We start from the raw sequence: 23,106 nt of genomic DNA on the forward strand, positions 1-23,106 counted from the left end.
TCTGCCAAGGCTTGTCACAAATATGTTCCTTTCCGGGCTCCCGGGGGACAGGTGGTGGCAGATCGAGGAAGACAAACCAGACGGTGGTTCACGCGCGACGGCCATGATCCGCCGTCTGGTTTCGCATCGCGCCACACGCCAAGACAGAGCCTGTCAAGCGCGAGCATAATGTTTAGGAGTGAGGATTATGACCAAGGCCTTCCCGGCGATCATGACGCAGGGAATCGACGAGCCCTGTCGCTTCGAGGGTGAAGTCTTCGACCTCGAGGTCGTCGAGGGGGCGGTCCCGCCTGAACTGGATGGCCTGCTCGTCCAGGCCGTCCCCGACCAGACCTTTCCCCCCGAACTCGCGAATCTCCATTTGATGACCGTTGCCGCAGGGGGCGATGGATCCGTTCGCGCCTTCCGGATCAAGGACGGGCATGTTGATTTCCGCACCCGCTACGTCCGCACGGAGCGGTTCATGCTGGAGCGGGCTGCGCGGCGGTCGCTGTTCGGTAACTATCGTGATCCGTTTTCCGACGACGCATCCGTGGCGGGAAAGAGCCGTACCACTGCCAACACAGCTCTTTTCTTCCATGGGGGGCGATTGTTCTCGGCCAAGGAAGACGGCCTTGCCTACCAGATCGATCCGGCCACGTTGGATACGATCGGAGCCTGGACGGCCGATGGCGCGATCACCAGCCAGACTTTCACCGCCCATCCAAAGATCGATCCTTTCACCGGCGAGCTTTGTGCATTCGGGTATGCCGCCAAGGGCGAGACCACGCGCGACATTGCCTATTATGTCTTCGATGCATCAGGCATGCTTGCGCATGAGACGTGGCTCGAGGCCCCGATCTCCGCGATGATCCACGATTGCGCGATCACTCCTAATTACATGATCTTTCCCATCATGCCGGTCACCAGTGACCTTGATCGGCTTCGCGCGGGCGGGCCCCATTTCATTTACGAAGGTGACATGCCGCAATATTTCGGCGTGCTGCCGCGACGGGGAAGCGTCGACGAAGTTCGCTGGTTCCGCGCGCCGCCTGGCTTTACCGGCCATACCGTGAATTCCTGGGAAGAGGACGGCAAGATTCTCCTCGACCTTCTGGAGGCCGATGGAAACGGATTTGCGCCCGTGGTCAGCGACAGGGAAGGGCAGGCGCCGCCGCCCGGCTCGGTGCGCAATGCGCTGGTCCGATGGCGGATCGACTACCACGCCAATACGGACGAGCTTGGACACGAGCACAGGTCGATTCTCGCACAAGTGAACGGCGAGGGAGCCCACATCGATCCGCGCTACGAAATGCGGCCATATCGACATATGTTCGTGCCTACCCTGGATCCGTCGAAGCTCACGACCGACGTCAATGGACGTCCGGTGCCGGTCATGTTCAACCAGCTGAGCCATTTCGATCTCGAGACCGGCATTCGGAATGACTGGTTCCCGGGGCCGGCAGCGACTTTTCAGGATCCCGTCTTCGTACCGCGCGGCCCCGATGCGGCCGAGGGCGACGGCTTCCTGATCGCGCTGCTCAATCGCCCACTTGAGCGGCGCAGTGAGCTGGTGATCTTGAACAGCCTCGACTTGCCGGCGGGTCCGATCGCGCGCCTCAACCTGCCGCTACGGATGCGCCTGGGCATCCACGCTACCTGGATTGATGGCGCCAATGTGCCAGAATGGTTCTAAGAAAGGAATACTCACGATGACGAATGCGAACAGCGACACGCGACCGGGCCAGATGACGCCCCAGGAAGCTGAAGCCCTGGTGATCAAGGTGATGGGTCTTCTCGTCGATCCCGCCACCGCCGAGCGGGCTCGGCCGTATCTCACGCAGGAATATATCCAGCATAACCCCAACATCGTGTCCGGTCAGGATGCAATCATCGAATGGACCCGATCGGAAGAGGCAGAGCGGGCCCGAACGTCCATGCGCCCTTCGAACGATCCCCCGATGTTCGTCCACCAGGACGACAGGATCGTAATGATCCTTCCTCGCGATATTCCAGATCCGCAGGACCCGTCGAAGACCTACCGGACGTACTGGTTTGATATGTGGCGGATCGAAGACGGCAAGCTTGCCGAGCACTGGGACGCCGCTCTCAAGGAATAACGGTGATCGGTGCCTGAACGAACAAAAACATAAACAGCGAGAGGATCAGGTCGATGCCCAGTCGGTGGCAGGCGACAGTTGCAAGCGCCATATGCATGGCTGCAGGCATGTCCGCAGTTTTCATGGGATCGTTTCCCGTATTCTTGGAACCGGTGTCCCGGGACCTCGGTTGGGGCCGCGCCACGTTCCCGCAGTTCCTGACGATAGCTTCGGTGTCTGCGGCATTGTTGATGCCCATTGGCGGACGGCTCGTCGACAGGGTCGGCATTCGTTGGCCGGTTACAGGCGGTCTGCTGCTGGTGTCGGCAGGAATGTTGCTTCTGGCGGTTCTTCAAAAGCCTGATGTCGTGTTCTGGCTGGCCGCACTTTTCGTCGGGGCAGGCTCGGCTTTCGCCGGCCCCCCCGCGTTTATCGGCCTGATCTCATCGTGGTATGATCGCAACCGGGCGCTCGCGCTCGGCTGCGTCATCTCGGTGGCGCCCGCCTTGGGGCAAGCGATCATATCGCCCGTGGCGCAAAACCTCGTTTCTGAATGGGGTTGGCGCGGGGCCTACCAAACACTCGCCCTGGTCACTCTCGCCGCTGCGCTCGTCGCGGCGGCAGGGTTCCTGCGCGTACGTCCGCTCACTTCGTCCACAGGCACGTCGGGACAGACCATGGCGAGCGCAGGCCAGGCTTTGCGCACGCCGACGTTCTGGCTGCTCATGATCGGAAGCAGCCTGAGCAGTGCGACGATCATCGGCACGACCGTGCATATCGTAGCCTGGCAGACCGGGCGCGGGGTTCCCGCGGACACCGCCGCGCTGGTACTTTCGGCCCTGTCCATCGCCGGCATGGCCGGGGCATTCCTGGCAGGCTATGCCGCCGACCGGGCGCGCAGCATTCACCTCCTTCAAGTCTTCTACGCTCTGCCGATCCTTGGCCTCGCGGCAATGGCAGCAAGCGTGGCCGTTCCAGCCCTGCTCTTGGGCGCAATCTGCATCGGCGTAGCCATGGGCGCGACCGCAGGCCTGGCCCCATTCCTTGCGACCCGCTATTTTGGGTTAAAGGCGTCCGCAGAGATTTTCGGTATCATCCTTGCGGTGACTATGGTGGCGCTGGGTATCGTCCCGATGTTGATTGGTATCGGATATGACCTGACAGGCAACTATGATACACCGTTGCTGGTGGCCGCAGCCGTCATCGCGATCGCAGCTATCTGTATTGGCTTGCTCGACCGTGCTGATCGTTACCGGCCGTTGTCAATGGACGCTCAGACGCCGATAATGGTCGAGGAATAAGCAAATGGTGACGGCCTTGCCTCAGCCCGGCGGGCTCAAGGGTACCAGTCTCAAGGGGGGGGACACGCCTCTGGGAAGTCTGGTCGACAGCATTCTGGGCAGCAGACCTCTCAACAAGCAGCCGCTGCTGATCGCCGATAGCTTGGAAGAAGAGCTGTTGAGCCTGGGTTGGCCCACGGGATTGCGTATCGGCGGGGAGCCCGCGCTTGCCCATCGCTTTGGAGTGGGCAGGGACGTCCTGCGGGAAGTTGTTCGCTTGCTCGAAGGCCGCAATCATGCCCGCATGCGGCGTGGGCCGGGCGGCGGTCTCGAGATCGTTCGTCCTGACCTTCAAGATCTGATCGGCAGGTTATTTGGCTATGCCTATGTCGCGGGAATTGATCGCGTCCAAGCCCTTGAGACGTGGATAATCCTGCAGGCAGCCGCAGTGCGCGCCCTCTCGGCGCGACATTCCTATGACTGGAGCGGGTTGACGGCTCGTCTGGAAGAAAAGTGCGCGCAGAGCGCGCGGGCGGTCGGGACGGAACTGATCGCAGCAAGTGAAAGTCAGGTGCTGGAAATACTGGGCGATCTCGTAGGAGCATTGCTCCCCAGCTTTGTCGACGACGTGTGGTGCTGCGCTCACCAGCCATTGCTCAAGGAAGCATCAGGCGCCGCCGGCATGCGCGAGTGGTTGCGAACGCATCAGCTTCCATATCTGATTGATCGGCTTGCGGATGCTGGTGCCGAGCCAACGATTGCTCCGCCGGCGGCACCTCGCAGCCAGTGTTTCCAGGGGCAGGCCATGCAACTCGTCCATGATCTCATGTCCGCCATGCCGCCGGGACAATGGGTACGGGGTGCATTGATCGGCAACGAGTTCGATCTCGCCGACCGGTTCGGTGTGGACAAGAGCGTCGTGCGTCAGGCAATCCGCTTGATGGAGGATGCCGAGGCAGCTATTTCCTCCCCGGGCCGAGGGTTGGGCCTCGTAACCCGGCTGCCCAGTACAGCACCACTCAGCAGGCTTTTATGCGCTTATCTTGTCGCGCATGGCGCAGCTGTAGAGGACGGTGAAAAAACTTTCTTCGCACTGCGTACAGAATGTGCGGGCGCCGCAGCCGAGAATGCTTCCGCTGAGGACAAGATCACGCTCCTGTCGATGATCCATGACCTCGAGGCGCTAGCGGCACCGTTGCCTGTCTCGGCGTTCCAAGGCTTCGAGCGCTTGCAACAGCATGTCACTCATAACAGTCTCTTGGGAATGTTCATCGATGGCGTCAAGGCGTTCCTGACATGGCGTCAGTCGCCGTGTCCGATGGCAAACGCTGAGATTCTGGAGGCGTATCGTAAGCATACGAGCAGGGCGGCGATGGCGATTTGTGCCAACGACGTCTTGGCGGCCATGGAAGCCGAGAGCGAAAAGCTCCTTGCCATGTCCCACGTCCGTAACCGTTAGCCAGCAACTGCCGAGAGATTCTGGCAAATTGCACGCCGGTTACCGCAGCCGTCAGCAAGCAAAAGCGGCGCGGGTTTTTCATATTTATCACCTGCACCAGTGAATTATAGCGGGCATCGCTGGCCACGATAGCGCAATCAACTCAGAACCTCGACTGCACGACGTCGCTACTATTCGGTGCTGTAAGTGTATTATTGGTGGCACTGCGATCTGGTCAGTCCAGGTGATCCCGAAATCTGGCGTTGAACAACAAGATTGGCGGGCGTCTATCATCATGCCCGTCAAGGCGAGGGTGCATGGGCCGCGTGGAGATCGTAGACGGCCGCCATGGGGCCGATGTCCGGAAGCGGCGTCCCGGCAGACGTGTTTTCCACCGCACCTATCATGGGTGCAAAGTAAGCATTGATCTTTGCGGCCGTAATGTCGTGGGAAAGACTGTACATCGCCCCAGTTGCCAAGAGTTCGGTGAGACGGGCAGCGCAATGCTCCGCCCGTTCCTCTTCTGGCAATGGGTAGAAAAAGAGCCCGACGCGGACGTCGCCATCCTGCAGTTCTGCTCGCAGCGCTTCGCAAAGCCCGATAAGCGAACGAAATGTGACGAGGTCCGGCGTACTCATGCCGCTCGCGACGAGAGAGGAAGCCGGCAGTGCGACAACGATCGTGCCGGCACCTCGCTCGCGGCAATATCGGCCTGCACCTGTGATTAGGCCGAAAGCTTGGCGCATGATCTCGATCCCGCAGGCCCACGGGGATGTCCCGGCCCCTTGATGACCGTGATCTGAGCCAACGACGAGCAAGAACGCATCCGGTCCATCCGATACATTTTCCACCGCCGATCGGAGGCTGGCGATGTCGGCAGGCGCGGAAGGAGGAGGAAGTTGCTGGATCGAAAGGGGTATCAGGTCGACCGCTGGCAGCAGAGGTGTCGGACCACCGAGCGTGGAAAGCAGTAGGGTTTTCATGTGAACCTCAGGCAAAGGCAAGCAGCGCGTTGCGGCGACGAACCAGTGTTGGGAGAATGTTCCTGTCGGTGAAGATATAGTCTTCGGTATTGATAATGCCGCCGAGCACCATGCGGCCCACTTCGGTGGGATCTCGGCCCAGGGCGAGGAGTTGTTTGGCAAATGCCTCCATCTCGTCGATCAAGACCTCGTTGCGTGGACCGGCCGTCGTCTGGAATTCCGCCGGCCGCATGCGCTCATGATCGAAAATATTGGTATTGACGGCTGCAGGGCAAAGAACCGAAACGCGGATGTTGCTGTCAGCCAGATCGCGGCGCAAGCCTTCAGCCAGCGCCACCACGCCGAACTTTGCTGCGGAGTAGATCCCGCCATCATTGGCAACGATTAGGCCCCCCATCGACGACGTTGCGACAATGTGCGCTGGCTGCCCATGACGGTGCAGATGGGGGAGGAATGTGTCGATGCCCAGCAGCACGCCGTGCAGGTTGACGGACGTGATCCAGTTCCAATCCGTCTCACTAGCGTCAAGCATTGACCCAAGGATACCAACGCCGGCATTCAGGCAAAGGATGTGCAGGGCACCGAACTCATCTTCCACAAGCTCGCTCACGGCGGCCCACTGCCCGGCGTCAGTTACGTCCAGCGAGAAAAAGCGCGCCTGCTCGCCGGCCCATGCCAGCTGCTCACGGGCCCGCGCGAGATGATCCGGCCGGATGTCCGCTACGAGGACCCTCAAGCCTGCCGAAAGGAAAGCCTCCACGATCCCAAGGCCGATGCCGCTGGCGCCGCCGGTGACGAGAGCCGTGCTACCGGGCCGGACAGGATGGTTGGACATCTGCGTTGCGCTCCCGCAATTACGGGATTCCTCGGGAAAGGGGAATCTCACGTGCCTGGTCATACCGTGCTCGGGTGCCAGGAAACGAGTGGTGCAAATGGCCTCAAGGAATTCTAGTCGGTAGTGGCCGACAAGATGCGCGAAGCCATTTCGTCAGCAGCCGCGGCAAGTCGGATGCCGAGGTTCGCCGCAGCCGCGACATTGTCCGGCGTTGTCGGAAGGGCTAGGCTGAGGCTTCCGGCGATGCCTCCATCATCTTGTTTCAGCGGCACGGAAATCAGCAGGACGCCAGGATCCGGGTCGTCGTTGCTCGCAGCATATCCGGCCGTGCGAATGGCGCGCATCTGTCGCTTGATGTCTAGCCACCGGCTGTCGTCGAGGGACGCCTTCTGAAACATCGCCCGGACCGCGCGCACCTCGAGAAACGCCAGGATCGCCAGCGCCGGCGGGCCGGCAAAGAGGGGCGCAAGCCGCCCCCTCGCGAAGGTACCTTCGCGCAGGCGGTCCGAGCCAAGGTGATGCTCGTGCATGGCCATGACATGCTCGCGGTAGATCCTGCTGATGAAGACCGTACCGGGACCGGGATGTTCGCTGGACAGGGCAGTGAATGTCGGCTCGGCAGCCCGAAGCAGGGGATCAGTCGTTCGCAGTTGCCGGTCGTAGTGAACGATACCCGGGCCTAGGAGATAACGTCCAGGCCGGATGCTGAACACGAGCCCGGCTGCAGCAAGGCTGCGGAAATAGCGATAGACGGTGCTTTCTGACTGGCACAAAGCTGAAGCGGCGGCTTCGACGGTCCATTCGGGGTTCTCGGGCGTGAACAGGTCCATGACGGACAGGGTCTTGTCGGAACTTGTCCCGCCTCGGGCTTTATGACCTCGAGATTCAGTCAAGAAGCTGCTCCGGGTGCGCTTTACCAGCCAACGCTGGTCCCAAGAGGCAGGAATTCCCGTATTTCATCGATTATCCTCAGCTCCCCGTCGACGACCTTGAACAAGCCGAGCATATACATGGCTCCAGCGTCGGGTCGAGGGCGGTCGGCGATCGGATGAAAGTCCACGACGACGAAACTGGCAGCAATGCCCAGCTCGGTGTCCAGCACCGGAAAACGACGCTCCCGCGCCCGTGGCCGAGCAGCCCGGGTGTCGTTCAGTGCCGAGGCGCAGCTATGAACCTTCCCGTCGGGCGACAGCAGGGTGCGCAGACTGTTCGTCGTCTTGGCGCCGTTGTCATATTTATCGCAACGATAGTTGAAGCGAGGGATGTGACCATCGCTTTGTTCCAGGCCTTCCCAGTAGCGATCCGCCGCATCCTGCAGACCCTCGCGGTCTGTCCTGCGAGCAGGCGGGACTACCGCCGCGTAGATGATGTCGGGCTTGAGCAGTTGCGTCACATCCGCGAAATGACCGCTCGGGTCCGAACTGACGATCGCCTCCGCTTCGCGCACCAACCCCTCGCGGATGCATAGCCGCTGAGCAAAGGGATGGGGTAGCTCATCGAGGAAAGCTACGCCCATGCACACTGCTTGCCCGGTCTGCGCATCCGCGAAGGCTTGGATGCCCTCGAAGCGTGGTGCGCGCCGCCAGAGCCCGTCGCCTGGTTGGATCGGCACGCCATTCTCGGTGCTGCGACGCGTCCGATCCCAGGGAATGCCTTCAGGATCTCCCGCTGCCACGGCCGCGAGATAAGTCTTGAGCACTGCTATCAGGCCATCGCGGGTCATCAGGATATCCCTATCGTCGGCTGGCCGAAATGCGCCCGCCCGTAGTTTATGGCAGCACTGTCCGACTGGTGTGCGAGGTGCCCGCGCAAGACACCGACATTGCGCCAGCAGCGACCGAGCATCGCGCCTTTTTTCGCCGCGGAGGTTCCCACGGTCCGAAAGATGATGTCGACCGCGTCGTTGGCAAGCTGGATGCTTTGAAGAATGACGAGGGTCATTCGTCTTGCCTCCTCGTCCGAACAGGGCACCCCGGTTTCGCAGGTTCGTCGGGCCGCGGCCATGTAACGCTCAGCCGTATGTAAAATCGAAGCGCGCGCGGTGTCGACCAGGGCCCTGCACCGGCCGAAATTCAGCTGGTATTCTGCAAGGTCTGTACGCGATCCGCCCGCCGGACCGGCAGGTTTGCGAGCGTGAAAACTCTCCTCGTATAGATCGAGTGCACCTTGGGCGGCGCCTACGACCACCGCAGCGGATTCCGTGATGATGAAGGGGCGCGCGGGACCGTGAAATAAGGGATGGTCGCGATAAAGCTCCGCGAGCACCATCGGTTCCGGAGGATAGGGTTTAGTGCGGTGGGTCGGGACCCATATGTTGGTCATTACGACGCGGTCCGAGCCGGTGCCCTGCATCCCGATCACGTCCCAATTGCGAACTATCGTGAAGTCGGCGCTGTTGAACAGCCCCATCCGCATGCACGGTGCGCCTGGCTGCGGCTTGTCAACGGTAAATGTGAGCAGGATATGCGTCGCATGCGAGCAGCCCGAAGCATAGTCCCAGGCGCCGCTTACCCGATATCCCCCTGCGACTTCAACGCCATGTCCCTGCGGTGCCGCCACTTCCGGTGCTCGAAAGTCGCCGGTTTGCCCATAGGCGTCCCGCTGCGCGTCGATCGAAAAGCTTGCCAGTTGGTGGACATGTCCCAGAACGAGCGAAAGCACCCATGCCGTTTCCGGGCAACCGCGCGCTACGGCGGTGATGAGCCGGACGTAGGTAGGCAGGTCGAAACCATAGCCGCCAAACATCCGTGGCTGGATCACGCGGTAGAAGCCGGCGTCGATCAGCATCTGGTTCGTCTCGGCGGAGATGTTGCCTGATGCTTCTGCCTCGGCTTGGCGCGCACGCAATTCGGGGCGCATGGCATCGGCTCGGAAGACCATCTCGCGTGGTGTAAGGGCCGGCTCCGGTGGCGTGATCCAGGAAGGTCCTTCGGTGTCCGCCAGCAATTGCGGTGTCATGATCTGCATCCTTGTCAGTGAGGACCTGATGTCAGCGCCTCGACGGCGCGCATGGCTTGGGCAGTCTCGTGGCGGCGAGCATCCTCGAGCATTTTTCGGCCTGGATCGATGACTTGCGGCGGCGGGCATGCTGCCAGGATCGCCTCGAAATGCTCCTCCAGTTCCTCCCGGAACTCCGCGTGCGAAATGATATACCCCCGATTGTCGATGATACCATTGACGACCGCTTCGCCAACCTCGCGAGCCGGCATGCCCGCGTTTTTGGGAGGTGCCACGGGCCCTCCTGGAGGCCTGGAAGCCGGCGTGCCAGTCCGAAATTGGACCTGTCGGTTTTCCTCGGATTCAAGCATCCTGCTCTGCGTGAGGCCCGGATAAAGGACAGACACTCCGATCCCGCGGGGCGCCAGCGTCAGGCGAAGGGAATCGCTCAGGCCCCTGACCGCGTATTTCGACGCCGCATAGATATGGTTGTTGGCAGTCGGGAGCAGGCCGGCCATGGAGGCCGTCGTGACGATGTGGCCTTGGCCTTGATGCAACATGGCCGGCAGGAAGGCCATGATGCCGTTGATCGGACCGCCGAGATTGACTGAAAGGACCCAGTCCCAATCTTCATGCCGCATCGTATCGACGGATGGATTGGTTCCCACGCCGGCATTATTGACGAGGATGTCGCAGCGCCCAAAGATGCTGAGCGTACGCTGGGCGGCCTCCGCCATCTGGGCGCGGTCAATGACGTCCACCGCCATTGTCGCCATATCGGCCTGGTCATCGAACTGATTGCGCACCTCGGCAAGACGCTCATCGTTCAGATCGGCGATCACGACCTTCACGCCTCGTGACACGAGCGCTTCGACGATTCCGAGGCCGATGCCGCTGGCACCGCCCGTTACAAACGCTACTTTTCCGGCCAGATCGCGCACTTGGCACCCTCCGCTTTTAGGTCGTCAGATAGGAAGGGGATTGCGCGGTAACTTCGCCGCAATCCCCACGTAATTGCCTAGGCGGCCTGCAGTTGAAGTGCGTGTCCCTCGAGGCTGCTTTCACAAGGCCAGCTCTGGACTTCGGCCAGGCATTTCTCGGCAAACAGGCGCATGTTGCGGTTTGCTTCCTCGCGGGGCATTCCGCCGAAATGGAAGTGTGGGAAGAAGCCCTGAAGGTTGGTTTCCCGGTTGATATTCTCAAGTATTTCGAGAATTTCGGTAGGATTGCCAGCGGGCATGATGGTGCCCATCTTGTCTGCCATTTCGTCAATCTTGTCGGGCGGGATCTTCATGCTCTTGTAGAATTCATTGCCCTTCGATGATCCGAAGTCTTCGTCTGCCATCCCGTAATTCTTGACTGCAGCCCGGAAATTGATCCGATGATAAGCGCAGGACATTTCCTTCGCCCGATCGCTGCTCTCATCGACAAAGATCGTTCCGGACAGAAGTGGCGCCGGCGGATTTCTCTTGGTGCCGTGGGTCTCGCCCCAGACCTGATTGTATGTCTCGAAATCCACGCCGAGCTTCGGCCGCGGCTCCGGATTGATGATCAGGATGCCGATGCCCAGCTCCGCCACGGTACGTACCGATTCCGGCGAGCCCGCCGAGCCAAAGATGCGGCCCTCGAAACTCTTGAACGGCCGGGGGCGTAGTTCCCGACGAGGTTGCCGGGTGAGCTCGCCGCCTTCGATAACGCCAGTTTCCAAAGCTGCAATGATGAGATCGGCATGCTCCCGGTACAACTGCCGGGTCTGATCGATGTCGGTGCGCATCCCTTCATATTCCATTTTTCCGAGCCCGCGACCGAAACCCAGCAACAGCCGTCCTTGCGTTATGTTGTCGAGCCAAAGCGCCTGTTCAGCAACGCGAACGGGATCGTTCCATGGTAGTACGACAACTTGCGTGCCAAGCTTTACGCTCTTGGTTTTCGCCGCAAGATAAGCCAGGGACTGAAGAGGGGATGGCGAGATAGAATAGTCTGTGAAGTGATGTTCGGTGACCCATATGGACTGAAAGCCGAGTCCTTCAGCCTCTACGGCCATGTCGAGATCTTCGAGGAGAAAATTTGTGTCGTTCAGCGCTGGGCCGCTTTGATGTTGGAAGCCGGTGGCAAAGCCTACGTGCATCTTCTTACTCCCTAGTGTCGTGGGCGGCCCGACTCGTCCGGCGCGCAATAAAGGCATAGATTATCATAAAATGACAATCAATGATGATTATCGTCGTGAGCATGTTGGGGGAATGCTGAACTCAGTAGATTCAAGGCGGAGGCCCGCACGCGCTGCGCCGTCGCAGCCGCTTCCGCGTCGTTGGTTCTGAACGCCTTGAGCACAGGCTGGCTTAGCCGGGAAAACTGGCGGTTCATGGCATCCAGCAGCACGACGTCTCGCGGCAGGTGCGATGAAGGATAGCCTCGCAGGCTTTGTGCGAAGACTTGCAGGATCGGGTTGTCGGCGACCGAGATCATGGCTTCTTCGGCAGCGAAGACGCGCAAGAGAATCTGCTTCGCGCCCTGCTTGTCGAGGACGTCGTCGAGTTCAGCCAGGGCGCTGGCGACGTTGTCGCAACATGCAGATGATGCCTTGCGAGCGGCGAGCGATAGGATCTGCACGTTGAGGGCCTGGAAAATCGCCATGACGACCCGTCGTCGAATGCCTTTGCTGGCGAAGAAGCAGGAGACCAGCCGTGCCACCGGCCCGCCCCGGGGAGCTTGGCTTTTCAGCCCGCGGCCTCGTCCGCACAAGGTTTCGGCCGCCCCGAGACTTTCCAGTATGCGCACCGCCTGACGAAATGCGTCACGATCTGCGCCATAGCGGAAGCACAGATCCTCCTCCGATCCCAGTCGATAGCCGCGCGCCCATTGCTCTGCCGTGCACTCCCGCAATATCCGCTCGGCGATTTGCCCGGCTCGCGAGCGATGCCCGTTCTCGGGCGCCAGAAACATCGATGAGCGCGCCGCCAGCCCGTCGGCACCACTGGCGCTTTGCTGCAATGTTCGAATTACGCCATCGAACAACTCGAGGATGATGCGCGCCTCCCCGCCGTACGCTAGTCTCCCATTCCCGATATCCGCCGCCACGGCACCCAGTGCAGCTTCCGCTTCGGCCAGCTGCGAGTGCGAGATACCGAAAAACACACTGAAGCCGATGAGGACATCCGCAGTGTGGCGCGGATCAATCTCTGAAATCCTCAACCCCCCCTTGGGGCCCCGTATCATTCTTGCAGTTCCCCGAATTTCGAGAATCCGCATCGCTTCACGGATGACCGCACGCCCCACTCCGAACTGGTCGGCCAAGGCGGTTTCCGGCCTTGGGGACAACTGCTGGGGCCATCCCCTCGCGATTAGGTCCTCCTCTATGAGGCGCGCGATCCTGCACGCGCCCTTTTCGCCCCCGCCCTTACGTTCGCCAATGACATCGGCGAACATCGTCTCGCCGTCGAAGTGCGACGACAATGCGGCGGCCCCGGGTGAGGCGAGGGGAAGATCGGGCAATGCAGGCATCGTTCTCTCCAGCTTTTTAGAAAGATGCGCCTTTAGTCATATTATGACAATCCATGTATTTCAGGTTACGTCAGTCTGGCGTGGTTGGATTGAAACGGTACGGTCGGAAGTACAGGGCAGCGACAAGGCCAAGGCTCGCGACACATGCTGCGCAGCCTACCGGCCATGTGTAATTTCCGCTCAGGTCGTGGCCGAGGCCGACCAAGACCGGACCTGCTCCCATGCTGATCGTCATGGCCGCAAAGGCTACTGCAAGGATTTCCGAGCCGGCTTTCATGCCGAAATAGCGGCTGACCAGATACGGCGCAAAGCCGTTGATGCTGCTGAACGAAAGGCCGAGCACTATCATGCCGACAAGCATAGCGGGGGTGCCAATGAGCAAGATCGATGCGATCCCCACCGGCGCCAATGCAAAGAAAGCCACCATGACCTTGGGGCTAGTGATACGGTCGGCCAGGATCCCCCCGAGCAGCGGCCCCATCGGGCCTGCCAGCGAATAGGCGGACAAGGCAAGCGTTGCCGAGCCGCGGCCGACGCCGCGCTCCGCCATCCAAGCGAGAAAATGGTTCGATACGCCCATGATGGCGCCGATCGCGAGGCAAGTGGCACCAATGGCCAGGAAGAAATCGACCGACCGGAACGCCTGCGCACTCGTCAAGCCCACGATCGCGACGCGGGGGGCGCCCGTGCCGGGTGCATGCTGGGCTTCGCGAACGAGCAGTATTGCAACCGGAATAGTGACCACTGCAGCAATCAGTGCGATCGTGCGATAGGCGGCTCGCCAGCCTTGGACATCGATCAATTCCTGGGAGACGGGAACGGCGATCGCAGTCGCGATCGCAGGGACGCCGCTCATTACCAGGGCAAGGGCGAACCCACGGTTACGGTCAAACCAGCCATTGATAACCTTTGCAAATGCAATCGGACCGGCGATCGTCCCGCCCAGCCCGACTACGATGGCGGCGGCATAGAGAGCCGCGATTGAACCATTCATCAGCGACAGCGAAAAGAGGCCCATAGTCAATATGGCAAGGCCCGCAGGCAGGAGAAACCGTACCCCTTTGCGATCGACCAGCCTACCAACGAACGGGCCGATGACGGCGGCGGTAAGGCCCACGATCAGGGGCGCTTGTGGAAAGACTGACAGACCCCATTCGAATTCGTGGGAGACGGGACCCAGGAAGACCGGGAAAATTCCCATGAACAGCGGGATCAAGCCAAACGCCAGGCAGATCGCGCATCCGATCGCGGACGTGGTGGCGAGGGACGGGCGGCGGGGCCAACTGGCAGTGACGGGGGTGCTCACAAGCCCTCCACGCATTGTGCGAGAAACCGGTCGATCCGATCATTCGCGGCGCGGGCCGATGGATGCGGTGTCTCGATGAACCCGTGATCAGCTCCAGGGTACAGTGCGATTTCAGCCTCGCCTCCAGCCGCCAGCCAACGACAGTACATGAACATGGAGTCGTCGAGCATCGCGTCCAGCGTTCCAACCGTGAACAATGCACGAGGCAGCCCGTGCAGGTCGGCATAGAGTGGAGACAGGTCTGGAGCTCGCCGTTGCGCGGCCTCCGGCGCATAGCTCTCCACGATCTTTTCGATGTCCCGAGCCTTCAATACGCCGCTATGGGCCTGGGCTTGGCTTGGGCTCATAGTGGAATCATACACTCCAAAGCTCAACGCAGCGCCCCTGAAGCGACCAAGCAGCCCCCGCTCGCGCATCCGCAACAACGTCGCGACAGCCAGCAAGGCCCCGGCGGATTCGCCGGCTATGACAAACTTCGACGCACCCAGGCGATCGAACGCGTTATCGACCAGCCATAATGCTGCCGCTTCACAATCATCCCACGCTGCGGGGTAGGGATGCTCGGGCGCCAGCCGATATTCAACGCTGACACACGTCATTTGGGCGTTCGCGCCCATGCGTGCTAGCATCGCATCCTGAAACCCCGCACCGCCAAGCATGAAGCCGCCGCCGTGGATATGGAGCAGTACGGCTTTTGGCGCAGGATGGGGCACGACATGCAGCGATACGTCTTTGGTGATCACGATGTCGAACGCATCGGGGGCAGGGGGCGATGTTGGCATGAAACCACCGTTTCGCGCGGCCTCGACGCCGATTTCCCAAAGGCTTGGCAACCCTGCGAAACGCTCCGCCATCGCGGAGTTGAAGGCGGCGACATCACTTGGCACGGCCCCGGGCCTCAACAGCTCAGTACGCATTTTTGATCATCCGCCGTTGTTTCGTTGAAAAAGCGACGAGAACAGACCCGCCACCGATCTCCTAAGCGCGGCGAGGATTGGCAAACGAGTGGGAGGATAATTTTAATTCCTTCCGCTGGTTTCCGTCGGCGCGATGGGTACCGCTCGCGGACCCTGTCTCGCATCCGGAAGCGGACCATCCCGCGCCCTTGCGCGCATCCGGGATATCGCCAGCGCGAGACCTGCTGTGTCATTTGGAGAGCATCATGAGCAAAACACTGCCGCTGACCGACCCCGCCGTCTGGTCGGATCATATTTTCGACGGCCACTGGCGCAAGGCCACGCGGTTGATCTCGGTGGTCGAACCCGCGACCGGCGACGAGTTGGGCCGGGTCGGCGCCATTGATCTCGTTGCGCTGCCAGACCTCGCTCGCCGGGCGATGGCGGCACAGCAGATCTGGGCGGCGACTCCCGCCGAAGAGCGCGCCGCGATCATGCGCCGCGCGGCTGACCTGCTTACTCAGGAAAAGGAGGAGATCGTCGGGCTGATCATGCGCGAGACCGGCGGCGTGAGAGGTAAGGCAGAGACCGAGTTGAATGGCACGATCGGCGAACTCATTCATTCCGCCGCCTTGCTGATCTCGCCCGATGGCCAGGTTTTGCCGCATCCGGATCCCACGAAGCTCAGCATTGCCCGGCGGGTTCCCCTCGGGCTGGTGGCGGTCATCACGCCCTGGAATTTTCCCATGCTGCTGGCAATGCGTTCGGTTGCGCCCGCGATCGCTCTTGGCAATGCAGTCATTCTCAAGCCCGACCCCCAGACCCCGATCGTCGGTGGCGCGATCCTGGCGCGCATGTTTGAAGAGGCGGGTGTACCCGCCGGTCTTTTCACCATTGTGAATGGTGGTGGCGACGTCGGCGAGGCCTTGATCAGCCTGCCGCAGGTCAGGTTGGTGACCTTTACCGGCTCTACGGGAGTGGGCCGCCGGGTAGGCGAACTGGCAGGCAAGAACCTCAAGAAGGTCGCACTTGAACTCGGAGGCAAAAGTCCTTTCATCGTCCTTGACGACGCAGATCTCGAAGCTGCCGCGTCCGCCGGCGCCTGGGGCTCTTTTCTCCACCAGGGGCAAATCTGCATGGCGAGCGGCCGACACATCGTCGATCGCAAGGTCGTCGATGACTATCTTGAGATCCTTACGCGCAAGGCGGCGCAGCTCAAGGTTGGGGACCCTTATCGCGGGGAAGGCGTGGCGATCGGACCCATCATCAATGCCCGGCAATTGTCGAACATCGACGAGATCGTGCGCAATTCGGTCACCGCCGGAGCTCGACTTCTCACCGGCGGGCTGGGCGAGGGACCGTTCTATAGGCCTACCGTACTGGCAGACGTGAACCCCCAGGTGCCCGCCTATCATCTGGAGATATTTGGCCCAGTCGCACCTGTCGTTGTCGCTGAGGACGAGGAAGACGCGATCCGGATTGCCAACGATACTGAATATGGCCTGTCCAGCGCCGTACAGACTGCCTCATTGGAGCGCGGTCTCCGAGTCGCCAGCCAGATCCGTGCAGGCATGGTCCACATTAACGACCAGACGATTTCGGACCTGCCAGGCATACCCTTTGGTGGAATAGGGCAATCGGGCAACGGCTCCCGTTTCGGCAGTACGACCAATTGGGATGAATTCACGCACTGGCAGTGGATGACCATCGGTTCCTCGCCGACCCGCTATCCCTTCTAGCCAAAGCTGTTTGCGCCCTCATGGCCGATGCACGCAGCTAAGGCCGTGAGGGCGGCTTGGTCTGCTGCCCATCGCGGGCGGGCGCCTCTTTGCCTGCCGAAACCGGCAAGCGCGATGGTAGCGTTCGACACCACATGGTCGCACGGCAGCCTCCTGGGGCGGCGCTTACCCTTGACTATCGGCGGGCGTGTCAGAGCATTTGGCGGCGATAGCGTTCGGCTCGTTGCCAAGACCACTTTTCCGGTAGGATTCGCAGAGAGTAGTGGCGGTGCAGGGGGATATCTCACCTTGCCCTCGTCGCGCCTCCACCTTTAAAGGACTGCGTGCCTGCGGTTGACCAGCTAAGCAGGGCATGGGGAAAATGATGTCCACCGCAGATCGTGTCTTGTCAGTTCTCGGCCTTTTTACGATCGAAAGACCAGAGTGGACAGTCGATGCCGTCATGGTCGAACTCGGGCTTTCCGGCAGTACCGCCTATCAGTATGTGCGGAGCCTCGTCGAGGCTGGCCTTCTCGTGAGTGAAAAGGCCGGGCGGTATATGCTGGGGCCTGGGATCATCGAACTGGACCGTGTTGCCCGGCGATTTGACCCGCTCGCGAATGCGGCGAGGGACGTGCTTCGCACGCTGACCGAAAGCGTCGATACCGGTGCGATCGGGCTGCTGTGCCGGATCTACCGGCTAAAGGTCATGTGCATCGACCAGTATGTGGTGCGACCGCCGAGCTTTGCGATCAGTTACGAGCGCGGACGCCCCATGCCCCTGACGCGAGGCTCCGCATCGAAAATTATCTTGGCGAACCTGACGTCTCGGCCGCTGCGCCGGTTCTACGACAGCGATCCCCAAGGGGTGGAGGAGGCCGGTCTCGGTAGCGACTGGGACGGTTTCAAGCGGTCCGTCCGCCAGCTTCGCAGGCAAACGGTGCTGGCGACTACGGGCGAGCTCGATCCCGGCCTCATGGGAATTTCCGCACCGATATTTGGCGCTGACGAGATCGTGCTCGGCAGCATCGGACTTGTCGTTGCCGCAGGTGCCTTTGCCGATCAGCGCGATCGTTACGAGGCCGCCTTCGCCAGTGTGGACGCTGCCGGACGGCGTGTGTCTGAAAAGTTGCAGGCGCGCTGATCGCGCGCCGTCCCTGTTCCTGCACGTCGAATGCCTCGCGGTTCGAACGGCCGGCGGCTGGTCCCACGCGACAGACCATTTCAGAAAGGGTATTGGCGCGGGGTGTCCTGAACCGTGATCCAGTGGTCGGTGGTCAGCTCCGAGATGATCCAGTCGCCGTTGAAACGGCCGATGCCTGAATTCTTCTCGCCCCCGAACATGTTGAACGGACTGTCCTGGACCGAGATGTCATTCACATGGGTCATGCCAGCCTCGACGCGCCGGGCGAAGCGGATGCCCCGGGCGACGTCCTGCGTGAAGACGGCGCTCGACAAGCCGAACTCAGTCGCATTGGCAAACCGCAAGGCTTCCGCTTCGTCGGCGGCCTTGATGATCGGGGCGATCGGCGCGAATTGCTCGGCCTGTGCGAGGGTGCTGTCATTGGTGACGCCGGAAAAGATGTGGGGCGGTACCAGTAGCCCATCGGCCTCGCCTGACAATTGCGCCGCGAAGCCGGCGTCTCGGGCACCGGCGATGCTGCGCAAGGCCGCCGCCTTTTGCCTGGCGTTCATGAGCGGGCCTATGACTGTTGCCGGATCGGCTGGGTCGCCTGTCTTGAAAGTGCGGACGTGTGCCACAAAACGTTCGAGGAACGCGTCATGGACGCGGGCGTCGACGATAATGCGGTTTCCGCTCATGCAGATCTGGCCATTGTGGAGAAAGCGGGCGAAGGCCGCCGCCCGGACAGCAAGTTCGAGGTCCGCATCGTCGAGCACGACGATCGGTGCGTTGCCGCCAAGTTCCAGGCCGACATGTTTGAGGTGCGGGCCGGTGGCCGCAAGGGCGGCGATCTGCTTGCCGACGCGTGTCGAACCCGTGAAGGAAATCAGCTTAGGTATGGGATGCAGGCTGAAGGCATCGCCGATATCGGCGACATCGCCGATTACTATGTTCAGGAGGCCAGGGGGCAGCCCGGCCTCCTCATAGATCTTCGCGAGCAAGAGCCCGCCCGTGACCGGCGTATCATCGGCCGGCTTAACGACCACGGCATTGCCGAGGGCAAGCGCTGGCGCAATTGAGCGGTGGGAAAGATGCATGGGAAAGTTCCACGGACTGATGACGCCGACCACCCCAAGCGGCTCGCGATACACGAAGCTCTGCTTGCCTGGGACGTCGATCGGCATGATCCTGCCCGCGACTCTAGAAGGCAGCGCCATGGCTTCGAGCGTTCCGGCTCGGACAGCGCCCCATTCGAGGGTTGCCTTCAGCAGCGTTGAACCAGCCTCGCGGACCAACCAGCCGATGATCTCATCTTTGCGGGCGTCAAGAATTGAGAGGACGCGCAGGAAGAGCGCAGTACGTTCGCTGTGCAAGGATGCCGCCCAGGATTTCTGCGCTTGGGCAGCAGCCTTGTAAGCGGCATCCAGATCCGCTTTGCTCGCTAGCGTGATTTCGCCAATCACGCTGCCGTCGAAGGGATTATGGTTGGAGAGGCTCTTGCCTGTCTGCCCGCTTCGCCACGAACCGTCGATGTATTGACCATTGAAGTCATCATAGGGAGGTTTCCGGGACATCATTCGATCCTTATCAGGTGGGATTGTCTCGCGCCCTTCAGGGCTTGGGGAAGGGCGGTGTTGCGACCCAGCTTCCATGAAGACTCATGCGCAGGCGCAGCGGCAGTCGGACCGTAGCGACAGGGCCTTGGGCGATGTCACGAGTATCGAGGATCACCAGTTCGGTGGTCGCGCTTTCGAGATGGTTGAGGAGTGCGAGGATGAAGCCGTCGCCCTCTGCTGCCGATGGGCCACGCGGAACAAAGGTTGGTTCTTGGAAGCATTCGGCGTCGCCCCCACACCAGCTTTCCGCCAGCCCGGTCGAAAGGTCCAGTCGGACGAGCTGATTGAAGAATTGCCACGGCGGAGGCCCCATGCGCTCACTTGCAAATAGCCGCATGTTGCAACCCAGCATGATGGCATGGCGGTAAGGCCGGCCGACAACGCGCTCGTCGCAGCGCGGGAATTCGCAAGGGGCGTCGTAAAGCGTCGTTCGCAAAGGCGGTTCGCCGGGATTGGCGAGGTCGAAGGTCCAGCGGGTCAATTCGTAGTGAAGCTCGTGGGCCAGCGGTGAACTGCCGTTCGCTTCGGGAAAGAAGGGAAAAACGTTTCCGCTCGCACTGGGCATGTCGAGATGAATTAGGTCGCCCGTCTCGAAAGCGTTGAGTACATGCGCCTGGAAGCAATTGGGCGCTTTAAGCCAGCGTATATCGCTCCCGTCGCCACCGCGTCGCATGATCCCGAACTGGAAGTCGAGCTCTGCCTGCCATTCGAAATGACGTCCGCCGGCCATAATTCGCTCAAGGTCGGCGGTCGCAGGCAGGACGGGAAATATGACGAAATTCGGCGTGACGGCAAAGTCATGGACCATTCCCGCGTAGGGCGCCTCCACCCATGTTTCGCGGCGCTTGCAGCCGATGGCGTCGAACTCGTAGTAGACGATGTCCCGGGACGCGATACCACGCGCCTCGTATCCGAACGCCAGCAGGCTGCCGTCCTCTGGATCGCGTTTGGGGTGGGCGGTGAACGGCCCGTCTCCTATTTGTCCGGCGAAATCCCAATTGCCGATCGTCTCGAGCGTGACGGGGTCGAGTGCCACGGGAAGGCTGTCTTCCTTCAAGGCCAGGAGATGGTCACCAAACGCGATCACATTGGTGTTTGCCGTCGTGGCGCTGGCGCCCGCGACGGCCGGATCGTCAGTGAAGGGATTGCGATAGATCCCGTGTAGGGAGCGGCGCGCGGCTCGGTGTGCCTTGAGCCTGTCGGTCTCGACGTAGCGGCGCTGGAAATCGACATGCCCACCGGAAAACCGGAAAGCGGTCACGGCGCCGTCCCCATTGAAGAATATGTCGTTGGCCAACATGGGGGGGTAGGCCGGGTCCGGCGCGACCTGGATGAAGGTCCCTTCAAGTTCGGTTGGAACAGTGCCCTCAACCTCCAGATCGTTGACCGAGCCTTCGAAGCGGCACGGGGCATAGAGTGCACCGATGAATTCGGCAGTCGCGGGAAATAGTATTGCCATCGATCCTCTCCGTTGGGCGCAACAGGCAGCCCGGGATCCGACACCGCTGCGCGGCGGGGTCAGCAGGTGGGCTGAGTATATCCAACGAAGATCGCGATTGACAACATTATTCCTGATATATAGGAATTTTGGTGTCAAAGCGGCCGAGGTGGTCGTTCCTTCTCGTGGAGTACGACATGTCTTGTGCCCAGTTCAGACAGGGGCGTCCGACCGATACGCTTGTCGCGAGCCTTCATTTCCTGGAGATGGCAAGTCCCGATCCGAGAGGCTTGGCCTGCTTTTATGAACGGGCGATGGGCTATGACGTGCGGGTCGATGATGATGCCATCGTCGCCTCGGGCCCTGATCGAAACCTGATATTCAGGTTGGGAGCGCCGAAGACTCTCTTGCGCGCCGGCTTCGCGCTCCCGGATCAGGATGAACTTGAGCGCCTCGCGGACCGCATCGTCCAGGCAGGCTACAGCTTTCGGCGAAGTAATGCCCATCTTCTCGGAGACGCGATCGAAACAAGCGATCCGGACGGCAATCGCTTCGTTTTTGGTCTTCCCCGAGATCCACAGCCGTCGGCTGAGAAGGTGCGCAAGTTGCCCGCGCGGCTGCAGCATGTCGTCGTGGCGAGTCGCACCCCTGCCGACGTTGTGAGCTTCTTTACCGAGGGGCTTGGGTTCACCCTTTCGGACGACGTGCTTGACGCAGAGGGATGCGTGCGCACGTCCTTCCTGCGCTGCAGCCGAGAGCATCATAGTTTTGCCGTCTTCAAAGCGGCTGAAGACCGTCTCGACCATCATTGTTATGAAACGAGCGACTGGAACATGATCCGCGACTGGGCCGATCACATGGCATCGGAGCATATTCCGATCCAGTGGGGGCCGGGCCGCCACGGGCCAGGCAATAACCTTTTTCTCTTTGTCCACGATCCCGACGGGAACTGGGTCGAAATCTCGGCCGAACTCGAGCTGGTCGATCATGGACGCCCGGTCGGCCAATGGCCGCACGAGCAACGTACGCTCAATAGCTGGGGCCAAGGGCTCCTGCGCAGCTGACCGCACCCGTTAACGGAGAATCAGGAATGAAATTGGCGAGTTTCCTTGCAGGCGACCGGGCAAGCTACGGCATCGTCGAGAATGCCGACATCATCGATTCCGGGGGAGAGCTGGAAGGCCGGTTCCCCGACCTCAAGTCCGTCATTTCCGCCGGTGCCCTCGATGCCGTCCGCGCCGTGAAGACGACCGCCGCGCGTCTTCCGATTGATAGCGTGACATTCACGCCGGTGATCGGCAACCCGGACAAGATCTTCTGTATCGGTCACAACTACGAGACCCATCGTCAGGAGACTGGCCGGGACAAGACTGAATTTCCGTCGATCTTCACGCGCTTCGCAGACAGCCAGGTCGGACATGGTCGGCCAATCCTTCTCCCCAAGGTTTCGACGATGCTGGACTATGAGGGGGAGCTTGCCATCGTCATCGGCAAGGCTGGGAGGAAGATCGACGAGGCCGATGCGCTCGGACATATCGCCGGCTACAGCTGCTACAACGATGCGTCCGTCCGTGATTGGCAGTGGCACACGCGGCAGTTCACGCCGGGCAAGAATTTTCCGGGAACCGGAGCCTTCGGCCCGTGGTTGGTCACCCCCGACGAAATACCGGATCCGGCCGACTTGTCGGTGACGACACGCCTGAACGGCGAAGTCATGCAATCGCAGCCTACCGCGGACATGATTTTTCCGATCCCCAGCCTCATCGCCTATATTTCGACATTCACGCCCTTGGCAGCGGGCGATGTCATTGTCACCGGTACGCCTGGTGGAGTCGGAGCCAAGCGCCAGCCTCCGGTATGGCTGAAGGCCGGTGACGTCGTCGAAATCGACATTCCTGGCGTGGGGTTGCTCACCAACACAATCCATGCGGAGGCATAAAGCGATCGACATGGCAGC

General features: G+C 61.1%; 21 protein-coding genes. 8 read left to right on the top strand and 13 right to left on the bottom strand.

The genetic code is table 11. The features are described 5' to 3' along the window. Window positions 1–187 precede the first annotated feature (187 nt). Both V2S85_RS22015 and V2S85_RS22020 read left to right on the top strand, forming a co-directional pair. Window positions 188–1,675 carry a carotenoid oxygenase family protein gene (locus V2S85_RS22015; protein ID WP_330704952.1) on the top strand — a complete coding sequence of 496 codons (1,488 nt, stop codon included), beginning with the start codon at window positions 188–190 and terminating at the stop codon, window positions 1,673–1,675. Between the two features lie 16 nt (window positions 1,676–1,691). Next, window positions 1,692–2,099, top strand: coding sequence for a hypothetical protein (locus V2S85_RS22020; protein WP_330704953.1), 408 nt, complete (start codon window positions 1,692–1,694; stop codon window positions 2,097–2,099). On the opposite strand, the gene V2S85_RS22025 is transcribed toward V2S85_RS22020, so the two are convergent. Continuing rightward, window positions 2,089–2,223, bottom strand: a complete 135-nt coding sequence (locus V2S85_RS22025; protein ID WP_330704954.1) for a hypothetical protein — start codon at window positions 2,221–2,223, stop codon at window positions 2,089–2,091. The genes V2S85_RS22020 and V2S85_RS22025 overlap by 11 nt on opposite strands. Between V2S85_RS22025 and V2S85_RS22030 the strand changes: the two genes are divergently transcribed. Then, window positions 2,207–3,379 (top strand): MFS transporter, encoded by a 1,173-nt coding sequence (locus V2S85_RS22030; RefSeq protein WP_330704955.1) that lies wholly within the window; start codon window positions 2,207–2,209, stop codon window positions 3,377–3,379. The genes V2S85_RS22025 and V2S85_RS22030 overlap by 17 nt on opposite strands. A 4-nt stretch (window positions 3,380–3,383) precedes the next feature. Next, complete coding sequence (locus tag V2S85_RS22035) at window positions 3,384–4,817, top strand: hypothetical protein (RefSeq protein ID WP_330704956.1); 1,434 nt, start codon at window positions 3,384–3,386, stop codon at window positions 4,815–4,817. A 281-nt stretch (window positions 4,818–5,098) separates the two neighbouring features. Here the strand turns inward: V2S85_RS22035 and V2S85_RS22040 are convergent, their stop codons facing one another. The 10 genes from V2S85_RS22040 to V2S85_RS22085 form a co-directional block, all read right to left on the bottom strand. Further along, entirely contained in the window at window positions 5,099–5,779 is a 681-nt protein-coding gene (locus tag V2S85_RS22040) for a hypothetical protein (protein ID WP_330704957.1), read from the bottom strand. A 7-nt stretch (window positions 5,780–5,786) separates the two neighbouring features. Beyond that, complete coding sequence (locus tag V2S85_RS22045) at window positions 5,787–6,614, bottom strand: SDR family oxidoreductase (RefSeq protein ID WP_330704958.1); 828 nt, start codon at window positions 6,612–6,614, stop codon at window positions 5,787–5,789. A gap of 113 nt (window positions 6,615–6,727) precedes the next feature. Next, window positions 6,728–7,507, bottom strand: coding sequence for an IclR family transcriptional regulator (locus tag V2S85_RS22050; RefSeq protein ID WP_330704959.1), 780 nt, complete (start codon window positions 7,505–7,507; stop codon window positions 6,728–6,730). Window positions 7,508–7,527: 20 nt separating this feature from the next. Continuing rightward, complete coding sequence (locus tag V2S85_RS22055; protein ID WP_330704960.1) at window positions 7,528–8,337, bottom strand: hypothetical protein; 810 nt, start codon at window positions 8,335–8,337, stop codon at window positions 7,528–7,530. Then, a complete protein-coding gene (locus V2S85_RS22060) occupies window positions 8,337–9,572 on the bottom strand; it encodes an acyl-CoA dehydrogenase family protein (RefSeq protein WP_330704961.1) in 1,236 nt (411 codons plus the stop codon). The genes V2S85_RS22055 and V2S85_RS22060 overlap by 1 nt, the downstream gene beginning before the upstream one ends. Before the next feature lie 14 nt (window positions 9,573–9,586). Beyond that, window positions 9,587–10,492, bottom strand: coding sequence for an SDR family oxidoreductase (locus tag V2S85_RS22065; protein ID WP_330704962.1), 906 nt, complete (start codon window positions 10,490–10,492; stop codon window positions 9,587–9,589). Window positions 10,493–10,569: 77 nt separating this feature from the next. Beyond that, entirely contained in the window at window positions 10,570–11,679 is a 1,110-nt protein-coding gene (locus V2S85_RS22070) for an LLM class flavin-dependent oxidoreductase (protein WP_330704963.1), read from the bottom strand. 77 nt (window positions 11,680–11,756) lie between these two features. Then, window positions 11,757–13,052, bottom strand: coding sequence for a hypothetical protein (locus V2S85_RS22075; RefSeq protein WP_330704964.1), 1,296 nt, complete (start codon window positions 13,050–13,052; stop codon window positions 11,757–11,759). A gap of 70 nt (window positions 13,053–13,122) precedes the next feature. Further along, window positions 13,123–14,373: an MFS transporter gene (locus tag V2S85_RS22080; RefSeq protein ID WP_330704965.1), complete on the bottom strand. Its 1,251-nt coding sequence runs from the start codon at window positions 14,371–14,373 to the stop codon at window positions 13,123–13,125. Next, complete coding sequence (locus V2S85_RS22085) at window positions 14,355–15,275, bottom strand: alpha/beta hydrolase fold domain-containing protein (protein WP_330704966.1); 921 nt, start codon at window positions 15,273–15,275, stop codon at window positions 14,355–14,357. Before V2S85_RS22085 ends, V2S85_RS22080 begins: the two co-directional genes overlap by 19 nt. 245 nt (window positions 15,276–15,520) lie before the next feature. Between V2S85_RS22085 and V2S85_RS22090 the strand changes: the two genes are divergently transcribed. Next, window positions 15,521–16,993: an aldehyde dehydrogenase family protein gene (locus V2S85_RS22090; protein WP_330704967.1), complete on the top strand. Its 1,473-nt coding sequence runs from the start codon at window positions 15,521–15,523 to the stop codon at window positions 16,991–16,993. Window positions 16,994–17,357: 364 nt separating this feature from the next. Beyond that, on the top strand, window positions 17,358–18,116 hold the full coding sequence (locus tag V2S85_RS22095) for an IclR family transcriptional regulator (RefSeq protein WP_330704968.1): 759 nt from the start codon (window positions 17,358–17,360) through the stop codon (window positions 18,114–18,116). Between the two features lie 80 nt (window positions 18,117–18,196). On the opposite strand, the gene V2S85_RS22100 is transcribed toward V2S85_RS22095, so the two are convergent. Beyond that, window positions 18,197–19,669 carry an aldehyde dehydrogenase family protein gene (locus tag V2S85_RS22100; protein ID WP_330704969.1) on the bottom strand — a complete coding sequence of 491 codons (1,473 nt, stop codon included), beginning with the start codon at window positions 19,667–19,669 and terminating at the stop codon, window positions 18,197–18,199. A 37-nt stretch (window positions 19,670–19,706) separates the two neighbouring features. Continuing rightward, window positions 19,707–21,170, bottom strand: coding sequence for a carotenoid oxygenase family protein (locus V2S85_RS22105; RefSeq protein WP_330704970.1), 1,464 nt, complete (start codon window positions 21,168–21,170; stop codon window positions 19,707–19,709). A gap of 176 nt (window positions 21,171–21,346) precedes the next feature. Here V2S85_RS22105 and V2S85_RS22110 point away from each other — a divergent pair, with 176 nt between their 5' ends. Further along, window positions 21,347–22,213, top strand: coding sequence for a VOC family protein (locus V2S85_RS22110; RefSeq protein WP_330704971.1), 867 nt, complete (start codon window positions 21,347–21,349; stop codon window positions 22,211–22,213). Between the two features lie 26 nt (window positions 22,214–22,239). Continuing rightward, the gene (locus V2S85_RS22115) at window positions 22,240–23,088 is read left to right on the top strand and encodes a fumarylacetoacetate hydrolase family protein (RefSeq protein WP_330704972.1); all 849 of its coding nucleotides are present in this window, start codon (window positions 22,240–22,242) and stop codon (window positions 23,086–23,088) included. Window positions 23,089–23,106: the final 18 nt, after the last annotated feature.

The organism is Novosphingobium resinovorum (assembly GCF_036352595.1).
GTDB lineage: Bacteria > Pseudomonadota > Alphaproteobacteria > Sphingomonadales > Sphingomonadaceae > Novosphingobium > Novosphingobium resinovorum_B.